Genomic DNA, 14,912 nt, shown 5'->3' with positions numbered 1-14,912 from the left:
CTACCCTGCGGCCTTTTTTTCCGAAAGGCTCCGTTTTGAACGCCGTATTGCTGGCCGTGTTGGTGATGCTGATGCTGTCGCTCGCGCGCACCCACGTCGTGATCAGCCTGATCGTCGCCTCGCTGGTCGGCGGCCTCGCCGGCGGGCTCGACCTCGCCAAGACGCTGGCCGCCTTCAATAGCGGCATCACCGGCGGCGCGAGCGTCGCGCTGTCCTACGCGCTGCTGGGCGCCTTCGCCGTCGCGATCGCCAAGTCCGGCCTGCCGCACGCGCTGGCCGACCTCGCCGTCGCGCGCCTGTCGTCCGATTCGGGCAAGACGCGCCTGAAGTGGGGGCTGGTCGTCGTGCTGCTCTTGCTCAGCGTCGCCTCGCAGAACCTGATCCCGATCCACATCGCCTTCATCCCGCTGATCGTGCCGCCGCTCTTGTACGTGATGGCGCGCCTGAGGCTCGACCGCCGGCTCGTCGCCTGCGTGATGACCTTCGGCCTCGTCACGCCGTACATGTTTTTCCCGGTCGGCTTCGGCGAGATCTTTCTCCGCCAGATTTTGCTCGCCAACGTCGAGAAGGCCGGCATGCCGGTCGCCGGCGTGAACGTGATGCACGCGATGGCGATCCCGGCCGCCGGCATGGTCGCCGGGCTGCTGATCGCGCTGCTGTTCAGCTACCGCAGGCCGCGCCATTACGACCTCGGCCGCATCGAGGCGGCCGAGCGGCAGAAGGCGAAGGCGAGCCGCAAGTCGCTGGCGACCGCGCTGGCGGCGATCGCCGCCGCCTTCGCGGTGCAGCTTTACAGCGGCTCGATGGCGCTGGGCGCGCTGGTGGGCTTTTTGCTCTTCATCGCGACCGGCGCGGTCAAGTGGCAGGACGCCGACGGGCTGTTCTCCGAGGGCGTGAAGATGATGGCGACGATAGGCTTCATCATGATCGCCGCCGCCGGCTTCGCCGAGGTGCTCAAGGCGACCGGCGAGGTCGCGTCGCTGGTGAAGACGTCGGCCGCGTGGTTCGCCGGCAGCCGCGCGCTGGCGGCGTTCGCGATGCTGGCGGTCGGGCTGCTGATCACGATGGGCATCGGCTCGTCGTTCTCGACCGTGCCGATCATCGCGGCGATCTACGTGCCCTTGTGCGTCGCGATGGGCTTTTCGCCGCTGGCGACGGTGGCGATCGTCGGCACCGCCGGCGCGCTGGGCGACGCCGGCTCGCCGGCGTCCGACTCGACGCTCGGCCCGAGCTCGGGCCTGAACGTCGACGGCCAGCACGACCATATGTGGGACACGGTGGTGCCGACCTTCCTGCACTACAACCTGCCCTTGATGGCGGCCGGTTGGGTCGCGGCGATGGTGCTCTGAGCGGCGCGCGCGCGTAGAATCCGCGCATCGCACAGACTGGGGAGTCGGAACATGGAATCGCGCATCGACGAGCTCGAGGTCAGGCTCGCCTTCCAGGACGAGCTCTTGGACGCGCTCAACCAGACGGTCGCGCGCCAGCAGCAGGAGTTGTCGCTGCTGCAGGACCAGATGCGCATCCTCTACCGGATGCTGCAGAACCAGAGCCCGGACGCGGCAGGCAATGCGCCGCAGCACGAGATCCCGCCGCACTACTGAGCGCGGCGTCGCAACAAGGCTCGGCCAACCTGGCGAGGTTGGCCGAGCCTTTTATCGTCCGGAGCCGGGGGCGGGCGGCGCGTCAGCGCCGGCGCAGGCCGCGCGGTCGGGTCGACTCGCCTTCGATGTTGCGGCGGCGGATCACCGGCGGCGGCTCGGTGGCCGGCGCGACCGGCTCGGGCTCGGGCGCGTCGGCGGGGTCCGCCTCGCCGCAGCGCGCCAGCTCGGCCGGCGGCGCGACTTCGAGCGGCGCCGGCTTGCTGCTCATCCGGCCCGAGAACAGGCTGGCGCCGACGATCAGCGCGCCGCCGAGCCATTCGTTGGCGCTCATCGTCTCGCCGGCCATCGCGTAGGCCGACAAGGCGGCGAACACCAGCTCGGTCAGCATCAGCGTGATCACCTGGTTGGCCGGCAGGATCGCGAGGCTGGCTTGCGACACCACGCTGGTGCAGAACAGCGACACCGCCAGCAGGACGAGCACCGCCCAGTGCCAGGCGTCGATGGTCGCGACGCGCGCGAGCTCGCCGTTGGCCCCCGATAGCGCCAGGCCCAGCGCCGCGGTGCCGAGCCAGATCGTCGACGACTTGACCGGCGGCGGCAGCGCGCGCGCGTGGCGGCTGACCACCTGGCCGAACGCGAAGGCCATGCCCGAGGTCAGCGCCATCCATTCGTACGGCTCGGACAGCCAGGCGCCGCCGCCGGCTCCGGGCTGCCACAGGATGGCGACGACGCCGGCCAGCGACACCGCGATCACCGCCCAGCCGATCCGCGTCAGCGTCTCCTTCAGCAGCCACCACGAGAACAGCGCGCCCCACAAGGGCGAAGCGTAGAACAGCAACAGCGCGCGCATCACCTCGCCGTCGGTCATCGCCTTGGTGTAGCCGAAGTTGGTCCAGCCGAAGGCCAGCAAGAGGATCGCCAGATGCGGCGTTAGCCGCCAGTGCGCGCGGAACACGCGCCAGAACAGCGCCGCGCCGAGCAGCGACACCATGCTGTAGACGAGGAAGGACGACAGCTGCGGCGAGACGCCGGCCTCGGCGAGGAAGCGGAACGGCGCCCACATCAGCCCCCAGACGAGGGCGACCGACAGCACGCCCAGCGCGGCGAAGCGGGTCTGCGACAAAGTGGCTGGCAAAGACATTCAAGAAGGGGTAAAGGTCGGACGAGTCGCCCATTGTAGCGGAAGCGCGTCGCCCGGCCGACGGCGCGCCGCGCGCGGCTGGGACAAACGTTCAAGTTTGTCAGGACGCGTCGCAATTTCTTAAGATGGCCGTTTTGCCTCAACCGCCGGAGCCGCCCGTGAACCCCCATCTGGACGCATTGCAACCCTATCCCTTCCAGCGCCTGCGCGAACTGTTCGCCGGCGCGGTGCCGAACGCGGAGCGCTCCCCCGTCAACCTGTCGATCGGCGAGCCCAAGCACCCGGCGCCCGCCTGCGTGAAGGACGCGGTATCGGCCAACCTGTCCGGCCTGTCCGGCTACCCGGCCACCCAGGGCGGCGACGCGCTGCGCGCCGCGTGCGCCGCGTGGCTGCAGCGCCGCTACGGCGTCGCGGTCGACGCCGCGCGCGAGGTGCTGCCGGTCAACGGCAGTCGCGAGGCGCTGTTCGCGTTCGCGCAGGCGCTGATCGACGCGTCGGGCATTGAAAAGCCGGTGGTGATCTCGCCGAACCCGTTCTACCAGATCTACGAAGGCGCGGCGCTGCTCTCCGGCGCCGAACCCTACTACGTCAACACGCTGGCCGAGGGGCGCTTTCAGCCCGACTGGGCGTCGGTGCCCGAGGCGGTGTGGCGCCGCACCCAGCTGGTGTTCGTCTGCAGCCCGGGCAACCCGACCGGCGCGGTGATGTCGCTCGAGGACTGGCAGGCGCTGTTCGCGCTGTCGGACCGCTACGGCTTCACCATCGCGTCCGACGAGTGCTACTCGGAGATCTACTTCGACGCGGCGCCCTTGGGCGGCCTCGAGGCCGCCGCGAAGCTCGGCCGCGATTTTACGCGCCTGGTGATGTTCACCAGCCTCTCGAAGCGCTCGAACGTGCCGGGCATGCGCTCGGGCTTCGTCGCCGGCGACGCGAACATCCTCGCCGCCTTCCTGCGCTACCGCACCTACCACGGCTGCGCGATGAGCCCGCTGTTCCAGGCCGCCAGCGTCGCCGCGTGGAACGACGAGGCGCACGTCGCCGAGAACCGCGCGCTGTACGCGGCCAAGTTCGCGGCGGTCATGCCGATTCTCGCGCCCGTGCTAGACTTCGCCGCGCCCGACGCCGGCTTCTACCTGTGGGCGCGCGTCCCGGGCGGCGACGACGCCGCCTTCGCGCGCGGCCTGTTCGAAGCCGAGCACGTGACCGTGCTGCCGGGGCGCTTTCTCGCGCGCGACGCGCACGGCGTCAACCCGGGCGCCGGCTATATCCGCATCGCGCTGGTCGCGCCTTTGGCCGACTGCGTCGAGGCAGCCCACCGTATCGCCCGCTACGCGGCCCGTTAATCGCCAGGCAAAACTATAATCATGACCATTCCCGAACATCACCTCGCCAAAGGACTCAACAAAATGCACCCGATCCAAGCCCTGATCGAAGAAGCGTTCGAAAAGCGCGCCGACATCACCCCGGCCACCGTGTCGCCGGAACTGAAGGCCGCCATCGGCCAGGTCATCGACGAGCTCGACGCCGGCCGCCTGCGCGTGGCCGAGAAGATCGACGGCGAGTGGACCACCCACCAGTGGGTGAAGAAGGCCGTGCTGCTGTCGTTCCGCATCCGCGACAACGGCCTGCTGGACGACGGCGTGTCGCGCTACTTCGACAAGGTCGACACCAAGTTCCACGACTGGAACGAGAAGCGCTTCCAGGAAGCCGGCTTCCGCGTCGTGCCGGGCGCCGTCGCGCGCAAGGGCTCCTTCGTCGCCAAGAACACCGTGCTGATGCCGTCCTACGTGAACATCGGCGCCTACGTCGACGAAGGCACCATGGTCGACACCTGGGCCACCGTCGGTTCGTGCGCGCAGATCGGCAAGAACGTGCACCTGTCCGGCGGCGTCGGCATCGGCGGCGTGCTCGAGCCGCTGCAGGCCAACCCGACCATCATCGAAGACAACTGCTTCATCGGCGCGCGCTCGGAAGTGGTCGAAGGCGTGATCGTCGGCGAAGGCTCGGTGATCTCGATGGGCGTCTACATCGGTCAGTCGACCAAGATCTACGACCGCGAAACCGGCGAAGTCAGCTACGGCCGTATCCCGCCGGGCTCGGTGGTGGTGTCGGGCAACCTGCCGTCGGCCGACGGCAAGTACAGCCTGTACTGCGCGGTGATCGTCAAGAAGGTCGACGCCAAGACCCGCGCCAAGACCAGCATCAACGAGCTGCTGCGCGGCGTGTAAGCCGGCCTTCCGGGCAGCCTGTCGCGGCTCGGCCGACCCCGCACGCGGGGCCGGTCGAGCCGTTTGTCATTTTTCCGGGCGGCCGGATTGGCGCGGCGAGCGCAAAAACGGTAAAATCTTCGTATTTTCCGGCCCTTGCGCCGATTCCAACACGATAGAACGTGACCGAACCCTTCATCGAATTCCGCGGCGTCAGCTTCGCCTACAACGATCGTCCCATCCTGAAGGACCTCTCCTTCCGGGTCGAGCGCGGCCAGCTGGTCGCCATCATGGGCGGCAGCGGCAGCGGCAAGACGACGCTCCTGCGGCTGATCTCCGGCCAGGTCCGCCCGCAGCAGGGGCAGGTGCTGGTCGACGGGCGCGATCTCGCCCGCATGAGCCACGCCGAATTGTACGAACATCGCCGCCGCATGGGCTTTTTGTTCCAGTTCGGCGCGCTGTTCACCGACCTGACCGTCGGCGAGAACGTCGCCTTTCCGCTCAAGGAGCACACCGACCTGCCGCCGCGCCTGATCGACGACCTCGTCACGCTGAAGCTCAACGCGGTCGGCCTCCGGGGAACCGAGAAGCTGATGCCGTCCGAGCTGTCCGGCGGCATGGCGCGCCGCGTCGCGCTGGCGCGCGCGATCGCGCTCGACCCGGCGCTGATGCTGTACGACGAGCCGTTCACCGGCCTCGACCCGATCTCGCTCGGCGTGATCGCGCACCTGATCAAGAAACTGAACGACGCGCTCGGTACCACCGCGGTGATGGTGACGCACGACGTGCACAAGTCGCTCGACATCGTCGACTACGTGTTCTTCGTCGCGCAGGGCAAGATCATCGCCGAGGGCACGCCCGCCGAGGTGCGCGCGTCCGATTCGCCGTGGCTGCGGCAGTTCGTCGACGGCGCGCCCGAGGGGCCGGTCCACTTCGCCTACCCGGCGCCGACCTCGCTGGCCGCCGACCTCGGACTGGAGGCGGGCCATGCTTGATACCCTGCTCGCGCCGCTGCGCCACCTCGGCCACCTGTCGGTCAACGCGGTGTGGCGCCTCGGCTTCGCCTCGCGCTTCCTGCTCGCCATCCTGCGCTTTTCCGGCCAGAGCCTCGCGCGCTTCCAGCTGACGATACGCGAGGTCTACTTCGCCGGCGTGCTGTCGCTGATCATCATCGTCGTGTCCGGCCTGTTCGTCGGCATGGTGCTCGGTCTGCAGGGCTACAACACGCTGTCGCGCTTCGGCTCGGCCGACGCGCTCGGCGCGCTGGTCGCGCTGTCGCTGCTGCGCGAGCTCGGCCCGGTGCTGGCCGCGCTGTTGTTCGCCAGTCGGGCCGGCAGCGCGATGACCGCCGAGATAGGCCTGATGAAGGCGACCGAACAGCTCGAGGCGATGAACGTGATGGCGGTCAACCCGATCGCGCGCGTCGTCGCGCCGCGCTTCTGGGCCGGCGTGATCTCGATGCCGGTGCTCGCGGCGATCTTCAACGTGATGGGCATTTTCGGCGGCTATCTGGTCGGCGTGGTGATGATAGGGCTGGACGACGGCACCTTCTGGTCGCAGATGCAGAACGCGGTCGACCTGCACAGCGACGTCGTCAACGGCCTGATCAAGAGCCTGGTGTTCGGCGTCGCGGTGACGCTGATCGCCGTGTTCGAGGGCTACGACGCGACGCCGACCGCCGCCGGCGTGTCCGGCGCCACCACCCGCACCGTGGTCACCTCGGCGCTGGTCATCCTCGCGCTCGACTTCGTGCTCACCGCCTTCATGTTCTAGGAACGAGAGAATGAAAAGAACTACCATCGACTTGTGGGTCGGCGTTTTCGTCGCGCTGGGCATCGCCGCCGTCGTCTTCCTGTCGCTCAAGGTCGCCAACCTGGTGCCGGCTTCGGCCGAGCAGACCTACCCGCTGGTCGCCGAATTCGACAACATCGGCGGCCTGAAGGCGAAGGCGCCGGTGAAGTCGGCCGGCGTCGTCGTCGGCCGCGTCGCCGCGATCGAACTGGACGCGCAGAGCTACCGCGCCAAGGTCACGCTGCAGATCGACAAGCAATTCCAGTTCAGTCGCGACGTCAGCGCCGAGATCCTGACCTCCGGCCTGCTGGGCGAGCAGTACATCGGCCTGACCCAGGGCGGCGACCCGGACAATCTCGCCGCCGGTGGCCGCATCACGCTGACCTCGTCGGCGGTGGTGCTCGAACAATTGATCGGCAAGTTCATGACGAGCTTCGCCGAAAAGGGCGACGGCAAACCCGCCGCCGCCCAGTAAACCCGATTCGTATCCGCCAAGGTGACAATATGCTGAAGACCCTGAATTCGCTGATCCTCAAGCTGGCCCTGCTGGCCGGCCTGTCCGCCCCGGCGCTGGCCGCCAACGACAGCCCGGTCGAGATGGTGCGCGAAACCTCGCGCCAGGTGCTCGACCTGCTCAAGAAGGACGACGGCAAGAATACCCGCCAGGTGCGCGCGCAGGTCGAGGCGCTGGTGCTGCCGAACTTCGACTTCAAGCGCATGACCGCCTACGCGATCGGCCAGGGCTGGCGCCAGGCCGACGCCGAGCAGCAGGCCGAGCTGACCCGTCAGTTCCAGTCGCTGCTGGTGCGCTCGTATTCGAGCACGATGAACCGCTTCAAGAACGCGCAGGTTGACGTCAAGCCGAACGCGGTGGTCAGCCCGGACGGCCGCGAAACCACGGTGAAGTCCGAGGTCAGCCTGCCCAACAGCGGCGACAAGAAGCCGGTGGCGATCGACTACACCTTCTACAAGAGCCCGCAGGGCTGGAAGGTCTACAACGTGTCGGTCGAGGGCCTGAGCCTGATCACCACCTACCGCAACCAGTTCAACGACGAGATCCGCAAGGGCGGCGTCGACGGGCTGATCAAGTCGCTGCAGGACAAGAACGCCGCGCTGGTGGCCAAGGGGGCGTGATGCTGGAAGCAGCAGGCGAGGGGCGCTGGCGCCTTCGGGGCGAATTGACGATGCGGCAGTGCGCCGCCCTGTCCGCGCCGCTGGCGGCCGCCGCGCGCCGCGGCGGCGAGGTCGACCTGGCCGGCGTGACCGCTGCCGACTCGGCCGCGCTCGCGCTGCTGCTCGAGGCGCGCCGCGCGGCGCGCGAGGCCGGGCACGACCTGGCGTTCAGCGGCGTGCCGTCGGGCATGCTGACGCTGGCCCGCCTTTACGGCGTCGAGGCGCTGCTCGAAAGGAGCGCCCGGTGAGCGCGCGCCGACTGCTGGCCGTCGCCGGGCTCGCCGTCCTGCTGCTGGGCGGCTGCGCGAGCGCGCCGGCCAACCCGCACGATCCGTTCGAGCCGTTCAACCGCGCGGTCTACCGCTTCAACGACACCGCCGACCGGGCGGTGGTCAAGCCGGTGGCCGAGGGTTACCGCGCGATCGCGCCGCAGCCGGTGCGCACCGGCGTCGGCAACTTCTTCAACAACTGGCTCGACGCCTACAGCGCGATCAGCAACCTGCTGCGCGTCGACGTCCAGAAGGCGCTGAACGACATCATGCGCGTCAGCCTCAACACGACCTTCGGCCTGGCGGGTTTGCTCGACGTCGCGACGCCGGCCGGGCTCGTCAGCAACAAGAACACGCTCGGCGACACCTTCGCCAGCTGGGGCTGGAAGCACAGCAGCTATCTGGTGCTGCCCATCCTCGGCCCGTCGACGGTGCGCGACGGCCTCGGCGCCGCCGCCTATTTCGCCGCCGATCCCTACCGCCACGCCTTCGGCACCGAAACGCGCGCCACCGTCGCCGGCGTGCTCAACGGCGTCAGCACCCGCGAACGCTACCTCGGACTCGAGGAAACGGTCGACGAGGCGGCGCTCGACCCGTACTCCTTCGTGCGCGACGGCTACCTGCAGCTCAGGGCGCGCGAGATCGGCGTCGCGCCGCCGGCCAGCCGCGACGACGACCTCGACCTCGACCAGCTGATGGAGGAATCGACGCCGCCGGCCGGCGCGAGCGACGGCGCGCAGACGCCGGGTCGCGCCGGCGTCGTGTCGGTGTCCGACGCGGGCGCCGCCGCATCGCGCTAGACGTCGTCCTGCCCAAGCGAAAACGGCTCGGCCAACCCTGAAGGTTGGCCGAGCCGTTTTTTCGCGTCGCGCCGACTCAGGCCGCGCCGTGCAGGTGCTGGTAGAGCGCGGCGTACTCCTCGGCCAGTTTGTGGCGGGCGTCGAGGAACACCATCGGACGCGCGAGCTGGTGCGATTCGCGGATCTTTACCGAGCTCGACAGCCGGACCGGCAGCACCGGCAGGCCCTCGTCCTCGAGCTCGGCGACCAGTTGCGCCGGCAGGCTGGCGCGCGGCTGGAACTGGTTGACGACGATGCCCTCGATCGCGAGGCGCGGGTTGTGGTCGGCGCGGATCTCGCCGGCGTTGTCGAGCAGCTTGTACAGCGCCTGGCGCGAGAAGCTGTCGCAGTCGAACGGGATCAGGCAGCGGTCGGCGGCGATCAGCGCCGAGCGGGTGTAGAAGTTCAGCGACGGCGGGGTGTCGATCCAGATCTCGTCGAACTCGGCCGCGAGCGCGTCGAGCGCTTCCTTGAGCTTGAACATCTTGTAGCGCGCCTCGAGCTTGCCCATCAGCTCGTCGAGTTCGGCGTGCGACGGCATCAGGAACAGGTTCTCGAACGGCGTCGCGACGACGAAGTCGCGCGGCGCCTTCTGGTACAGGCTGATGGTCAGCTGGTCGGCGAAGAAACCGGCGACGCCGGAGGTCGCGTCGCCGTCGCTTGCGCCGAGCAGGTAGCCGCTGGCGTTGCCTTGCGGGTCGAGGTCGACCACCAGCACGCGGCGGCCGGTCTTGGCGGCCGCCGCCGCGAGGTTGACGGCGATGGTCGACTTGCCGACCCCGCCTTTCTGATTGAACACCACTCGTTTCATCGCACGTCCTGTCTGAGGGAGGGCGGGTCCGGTCACAGCGCCGGGTTGCCGCAGACGAACTGCATCTGCTGGAAGCTGGCCGAGTTTTGCACCACCGGCATCGCTTTTATCTGTGCGTCATTATATGTGTAGCTGGCGGTCTGGCGGCCGTTTTCGTCGAACAGCGCGACCGACAGCAGGCGGAAGGTGCGCGCGTTGCAGTCGATCTGCCAGCTGTTGATCGAATACTTGTGCGGCGGCGTCGACAGGAAGTTTTCCTTCTTCGGGTTGAAGATGGTCTTGCGGTCGCGGAAGGTGACGAGGCCGCCGCGACGCTGGATCGAGCGCTCGTCGAGCTCGTTGAGGATGTTGCCGTTCGGCGATACGCCGAGGTTGTGCCAGTTGGCGTTGGCTTCCGGCTTGCCGGGGGCCGGCTTGGACGCAGGGGTGCTGGCGCAGCCGGCGACGAGGGCGGCGGCGGCAGCCGACAGCAGGATTCGGTACAGCATGGACGGTCTCCTTGAACTGGCGCCAGTGTCGCACGATTGGCGCCGCAGATGAACCCGGCGGCGCGGGGAGGGCGGCGCGCGCGCGCTTGGCGTACAATCGTGGCCTCGCCCGTAAAGCCTTCCCATGCAAGACGCCCTTACCCTACTGAATCAGGTCTTCGGCTACCCGGCCTTCCGCGGCCAGCAGGCCGACATCGTCGCCCAGGTCGCCGACGGCGGCCACGCGCTGGTGCTGATGCCGACCGGCGGCGGCAAGAGCCTGTGCTTCCAGATTCCGGCGCTGCTGCGCGACGGCGTCGCCATCGTCGTCTCGCCCTTGATCGCGCTGATGCAGGACCAGGTCGCCACCTTGCAGGAGCTCGGCGTCGCCGCCGCCTGCCTCAATTCGGCCACGCCGCCGGACGAGGCGCGCCGCATCGCTTTCGACGCCAAGGCCGGCGTGCTGAAACTGCTGTACGTCGCGCCCGAGCGCCTCGTCACGCCGCGCATGCTCGACTTCCTCGACGGCCTGCCGCGGATCGCGCTGTTCGCGATCGACGAGGCGCACTGCGTCAGCCACTGGGGGCACGACTTCCGCCCCGAATACCAGCAGCTCGGCCTGTTGGCCGAGCGCTTTCCCGAGGTGCCGCGCATCGCGCTGACCGCGACCGCCGACCAGCAGACGCGCGCCGACATCCTGCACTACCTGAAGCTCGACGCGGGCAAGACCTTCCTGTCCAGTTTCGACCGCCCGAACCTGTTCTACCAGGTGGTGGAAAAGCACAACGCGAAGAAGCAGCTGCTCGACTTCATCTGTCGCGAATACGCCGGCGCGTCCGGCATCGTCTACTGCCTGTCGCGCAAAAAGGTCGAAGACACCGCCGAATGGTTGGCCGAGCAGGGCATCAACGCCTTGCCCTACCACGCCGGCCTGTCGCACGAGATTCGCGACACCCACCAGCGCCGCTTTCTGCGCGAGGACGGCATCGTGATGGTCGCCACCGTCGCCTTCGGCATGGGCATCGACAAGCCGGACGTGCGCTTCGTCGCCCACCTCGACCTGCCGAAAAGCCCGGAGAACTTCTACCAGGAGTCGGGCCGCGCCGGCCGCGACGGCCTGCCGGCGGCCAGCTGGCTGTGCTACGGCCTCAACGACCTGGTGCAGCTGGCGCAGATGATCGAGGGCGGCGAAATGTCCGCCGCGCAAAAGCAGGTCGAGCTGGCCAAGCTCGACGCGATGCTCGGCTTCTGCGAAACCGCCGCCTGCCGCCGCCAGCACATCCTCGCCTTCTTCGGCGAGAGCCGCGAACCGTGCGGCCATTGCGACAACTGCGTCAGCCCGCCGATCACCTTCGACGCGACCGTGCCGGTGCAGAAGCTGTTGTCGGCGGTCTACCGCAGCGGCCAGCGCTTCGCCGCCGGCCACGTGGTCGACATCCTGACCGGCGCCGACACCGAGCTGATCCGCCAGACCGGCCACGACAAGCTGCCGACCTACGGCGTCGGCCGCGACTACAACAAGCGCGCCTGGCGCGGCTTCATCCGTCAGCTGGTCGGCAAGAAGCTCTTGGAGGTCGACATGAGCCGCGGCCAGCGGCTGCTGCTGACCGACGCCTGCCGGCCGGTGCTCAAGGGCGAGGAGAAGGTCTTCCTGCGCCCGCCGGTCGACGACGCGCGCGCCAAGACCGTGCACGCGGCCGAGCGCTGGCTGCGCACCGAGCGCGAGGAGCGGCTGTGGCAGGCGCTGCGCGCGTGGCGCAAGGAGACCGCCGACGCGCACAACGTGCCGGCCTACGCGGTGTTCAACGACCGCACCTTGCGCGAGCTGGTCGAACAGTGCCCGGACTCTCTGCCGGCGCTGGCGCGCATCTACGGCCTCGGCGAACTCAAGCTCGCCCGCTACGGCGACGCCCTGCTGGCGCTGTTGGCCGAGGCGCGCGAAGCGGCCGGCTGATTCTGCTACCATCGAACGCTGCTTAAAGATAACAACGACAGGAGTCCCGTCATGGCCGTCAACCTTCCCGCCCTCGACCCCGCCAAACTGTTCCCGGTCGCCGGCGTCGAGCTGTCCGTCGCCGAGGCCGGCGTCAAGAAGCCGAACCGCAAGGACGTGCTGGTGATCCGCCTCGACAAGGGCAACACCGTCGCCGGCGTGTTCACCCAGAACCGCTTCTGCGCCGCGCCGGTGCAGATCGCCAAGCGCCACCTCGACGCCGGCGTGCAGATCCGCGCGCTGGTGGTCAACACCGGCAACGCCAACGCCGGCACCGGCGAAGACGGCCGCGCGCGCGCGCTGGCGGTGTGCCAGGCGGTGGCCGACGAGATCGGCTGCGAGGTCGAACAGGTGCTGCCGTTCTCGACCGGCGTGATCCTCGAGCCGCTGCCGGCCGACAAGATCGTCGCCGCGCTGCCGACCCGCCGCGCGGCGGGCTGGGCCGACGCCGCCGAGGCGATCATGACCACCGACACGCTGCCGAAGGCGGCGAGCCGCCGGATCGAGATCGACGGCCACACCGTCACCGTCACCGGCATCGCCAAGGGCTCGGGCATGATCCACCCGAACATGGCGACCATGCTCGGCTACCTGGCCACCGACGCGGCGATCACCCGCCCGCTGCTGCAGCAGCTGGTGAAGGAAGTCGCCGACCAGTCGTTCAACTGCGTCACCGTCGACGGCGACACCTCGACCAACGACAGCTTCATGCTGATCTCGACCGGCAAGAGCGAGCTGCCGCTGATCAGCGAAGCGAACGACGCCTACCAGGCGGTCAAGGCGGCGTTGCTGGAGGTGGCCGTCGAGCTGGCGCAGGCGATGGCGCGCGACGGCGAGGGCGCGACCAAGTTCATCACCGTCACCGTCGAGGGTGGCCGGTCGCGCGACGAGTGCAAGGCCGTCGCCTACGCGATCGCCAAGTCGCCGCTGGTCAAGACCGCCTTCTTTGCGTCCGACCCCAACCTCGGCCGCATCCTGGCGGCGATCGGCTACGCCGGCGTCACCGACCTCGACGTCGACCGCCTCGAGCTCTACCTGGGCGACGTGCTGGTCGCCCGCGACGGCGGCCGCAACCCGGAATATAAAGAGGAAGACGGCCAGCGCGTGATGAACGAGGCCGAGATCACCGTGCGCGTCGTGCTCGGCCGCGGCGAAGCGGCCGCCACCGTATGGACCTGCGACTTCTCCTACGACTACGTGCGCATCAACGCCGACTACCGCAGCTGATCCGTTCGGCAAAGGCTGGGCCGAGGCTCGGCCAAGCCGTCGATCGAAACCACAACAGGCCGGGCGCATGCCCGGCCTGTTGCGTTGTGCGGCCGGGCTAGATCCAGCCGGCGCGCCTGAAGCGTCGCCACAGCAACACGTCCAGCCCGAGCATCGCCGCCAGCGCCAGCGGGTAGCCGTAGGTCCAGCGCAATTCCGGCATCGCCTCGAAGTTCATCCCGTAGATGCCGGCGACCATGGTCGGCATCGCGAACAGCGCGCCGTAGGCGGCGAACTTCTTGGTGATCGCCGAATCATCGAGCGAGATCAGCGACAGATTCACCTGGATCGCGGTATTCAGCATGTCGCGCAGCGCTTCAACCTGCTTCACGATCCGCTCCAGGTGGTCGTAGATGTCGCGGTAGTACTCGTGCATGCCGACGCACACCTGCGGCACGCGGCCGCCGAACAGCTTGTGCACCGTCTCCAGCAGCGGCGTCGTGCTGTGTTGCACCAGGGTCAGCTTGCGCTTGAGCGCGTACAGCGCCTCGATGTTGTCGCGCGCCGAGTTCTCCTTGGTGAACATGCCGTCCTCGATCTGCTCCAGCTCCTGCTCGAGCGCGTTGATCACCGGGAAGTAGCGGTCGACCGCCGCGTCCATCAGCGCGTACAGCACGAAGCCCGAGCCGAACTTCAATAGATGCGGTTCGCGCTCGCAGCGGTCGCGCACGTTCAGGAAGCCGACGTTCGAGCGGTTGCGTACCGACAGCACGTAGTTGGCGCCGACGAAAATGTCGACCTCGCCGACCCGGACCTGGCCGGCGGCGCCGATCTCGAGCAGATGGACGACGACGAACAGCATGTCGCCGTACTCCTCCATCTTCGGACGCTGATGGCCGTTATGCGCATCCTCGACCGCCAGTTCGTGCAGGCCGAATTCCTCGCGCATCGCCTCCAGCTCGACGACCTCCGGGTCGCGCAGCGCCACCCAGACGAAACAATCGGGCCGTCGCACGTAGTCGCGGATCGCGGTTTGCGGAATATCCGCCAGTTTCCTGCCGTCCTGGTAGGCGGCGCAATTGATCAGCATGCGGCTTCCTCCTTCTGCCCGCCCCAGCGGCGTTTGAATGCCCACGGGCGCGTTGTCTGTTAGAACGGGTTTTCCGGCAAAAGCAGAGTTGGCGTCAAGGTTGGCCGAGCCGCAGGCTCGGCCAACCCTGGGGGAGGAGGGTGGCGCAGGCGGGGCGACAAAATAGTTGATATGGATAAGTCTTGTTGAATCAGCGACTTGTTGGCGTTGTTTTTGATCGTGGTGATTATTTCAATATTTTTCGCGCCAAAGGTGTTGACGTCGCGGGAGGGGGTGGGTATAGTTCGCCTCCTCGCTGCAGCGCAAACGAAACAACGCGAC

At 68.2% G+C, this 14,912-nt stretch carries 17 protein-coding genes; 12 read left to right on the top strand and 5 right to left on the bottom strand.

Annotated elements, in window-relative coordinates:
* Positions 1 to 35 precede the first annotated feature (35 nt).
* Positions 36 to 1,349 (top strand): Na+/H+ antiporter family protein, encoded by a 1,314-nt coding sequence (locus tag EV683_RS05245; protein ID WP_131862083.1) that lies wholly within the window; start codon positions 36 to 38, stop codon positions 1,347 to 1,349.
* A 51-nt stretch (positions 1,350 to 1,400) separates the two neighbouring features.
* Positions 1,401 to 1,604 (top strand): SlyX family protein, encoded by a 204-nt coding sequence (locus tag EV683_RS05240; RefSeq protein ID WP_066611243.1) that lies wholly within the window; start codon positions 1,401 to 1,403, stop codon positions 1,602 to 1,604.
* A gap of 82 nt (positions 1,605 to 1,686) precedes the next feature.
* Here the strand turns inward: EV683_RS05240 and EV683_RS05235 are convergent, their stop codons facing one another.
* A complete protein-coding gene (locus EV683_RS05235) occupies positions 1,687 to 2,739 on the bottom strand; it encodes a DMT family transporter (RefSeq protein ID WP_243694720.1) in 1,053 nt (350 codons plus the stop codon).
* Positions 2,740 to 2,903: 164 nt separating this feature from the next.
* On the opposite strand from EV683_RS05235, the gene dapC reads away from it, so the two are divergent.
* From dapC to EV683_RS05195, 8 genes are all read left to right on the top strand, one after another.
* Positions 2,904 to 4,088: a succinyldiaminopimelate transaminase gene (gene dapC / locus EV683_RS05230; RefSeq protein ID WP_066611245.1), complete on the top strand. Its 1,185-nt coding sequence runs from the start codon at positions 2,904 to 2,906 to the stop codon at positions 4,086 to 4,088.
* 63 nt (positions 4,089 to 4,151) lie between these two features.
* Positions 4,152 to 4,973, top strand: a complete 822-nt coding sequence (gene dapD, locus EV683_RS05225) for a 2,3,4,5-tetrahydropyridine-2,6-dicarboxylate N-succinyltransferase (protein ID WP_066611296.1) — start codon at positions 4,152 to 4,154, stop codon at positions 4,971 to 4,973.
* 161 nt (positions 4,974 to 5,134) lie between these two features.
* Positions 5,135 to 5,947 (top strand): ABC transporter ATP-binding protein, encoded by an 813-nt coding sequence (locus EV683_RS05220; protein ID WP_066611247.1) that lies wholly within the window; start codon positions 5,135 to 5,137, stop codon positions 5,945 to 5,947.
* On the top strand, positions 5,940 to 6,725 hold the full coding sequence (gene mlaE, locus EV683_RS05215; RefSeq protein WP_066611249.1) for a lipid asymmetry maintenance ABC transporter permease subunit MlaE: 786 nt from the start codon (positions 5,940 to 5,942) through the stop codon (positions 6,723 to 6,725). Before EV683_RS05220 ends, mlaE begins: the two co-directional genes overlap by 8 nt.
* Positions 6,726 to 6,735: 10 nt before the next feature.
* Positions 6,736 to 7,218 carry an outer membrane lipid asymmetry maintenance protein MlaD gene (gene mlaD, locus EV683_RS05210; protein ID WP_066611251.1) on the top strand — a complete coding sequence of 161 codons (483 nt, stop codon included), beginning with the start codon at positions 6,736 to 6,738 and terminating at the stop codon, positions 7,216 to 7,218.
* Positions 7,219 to 7,247: 29 nt separating this feature from the next.
* Positions 7,248 to 7,877 (top strand): MlaC/ttg2D family ABC transporter substrate-binding protein, encoded by a 630-nt coding sequence (locus tag EV683_RS05205; RefSeq protein ID WP_066611254.1) that lies wholly within the window; start codon positions 7,248 to 7,250, stop codon positions 7,875 to 7,877.
* Entirely contained in the window at positions 7,877 to 8,164 is a 288-nt protein-coding gene (locus EV683_RS05200) for an STAS domain-containing protein (RefSeq protein WP_131862081.1), read from the top strand. Before EV683_RS05205 ends, EV683_RS05200 begins: the two co-directional genes overlap by 1 nt.
* Positions 8,161 to 8,985, top strand: coding sequence for an MlaA family lipoprotein (locus tag EV683_RS05195; RefSeq protein ID WP_243694719.1), 825 nt, complete (start codon positions 8,161 to 8,163; stop codon positions 8,983 to 8,985). Before EV683_RS05200 ends, EV683_RS05195 begins: the two co-directional genes overlap by 4 nt.
* Before the next feature lie 76 nt (positions 8,986 to 9,061).
* Here the strand turns inward: EV683_RS05195 and EV683_RS05190 are convergent, their stop codons facing one another.
* Positions 9,062 to 9,835, bottom strand: a complete 774-nt coding sequence (locus tag EV683_RS05190; protein ID WP_066609380.1) for a ParA family protein — start codon at positions 9,833 to 9,835, stop codon at positions 9,062 to 9,064.
* 32 nt (positions 9,836 to 9,867) lie between these two features.
* Complete coding sequence (locus EV683_RS05185; protein WP_131862080.1) at positions 9,868 to 10,323, bottom strand: surface-adhesin E family protein; 456 nt, start codon at positions 10,321 to 10,323, stop codon at positions 9,868 to 9,870.
* A gap of 124 nt (positions 10,324 to 10,447) precedes the next feature.
* On the opposite strand from EV683_RS05185, the gene recQ reads away from it, so the two are divergent.
* Complete coding sequence (gene recQ, locus EV683_RS05180) at positions 10,448 to 12,256, top strand: DNA helicase RecQ (RefSeq protein ID WP_131862079.1); 1,809 nt, start codon at positions 10,448 to 10,450, stop codon at positions 12,254 to 12,256.
* Positions 12,257 to 12,307: 51 nt separating this feature from the next.
* The gene (gene argJ, locus EV683_RS05175) at positions 12,308 to 13,522 is read left to right on the top strand and encodes a bifunctional glutamate N-acetyltransferase/amino-acid acetyltransferase ArgJ (RefSeq protein ID WP_131862078.1); all 1,215 of its coding nucleotides are present in this window, start codon (positions 12,308 to 12,310) and stop codon (positions 13,520 to 13,522) included.
* 97 nt (positions 13,523 to 13,619) lie between these two features.
* Here the strand turns inward: argJ and corA are convergent, their stop codons facing one another.
* Together corA and EV683_RS14385 are read right to left on the bottom strand one after the other, a co-directional pair.
* Positions 13,620 to 14,591 carry a magnesium/cobalt transporter CorA gene (corA, locus tag EV683_RS05170; RefSeq protein WP_131862077.1) on the bottom strand — a complete coding sequence of 324 codons (972 nt, stop codon included), beginning with the start codon at positions 14,589 to 14,591 and terminating at the stop codon, positions 13,620 to 13,622.
* A 59-nt stretch (positions 14,592 to 14,650) separates the two neighbouring features.
* Positions 14,651 to 14,912 (bottom strand): hypothetical protein (locus EV683_RS14385; protein WP_207910403.1); only part of this gene is annotated, 262 nt, incomplete at its 5' end.

The sequence above is a fragment of the Crenobacter luteus genome, from assembly GCF_004345725.1.
In the GTDB taxonomy this organism is placed as follows: Bacteria; Pseudomonadota; Gammaproteobacteria; order Burkholderiales; family Chromobacteriaceae; genus Crenobacter; species Crenobacter luteus.
This window is presented reverse-complemented; position numbering and strand designations above follow the sequence as displayed.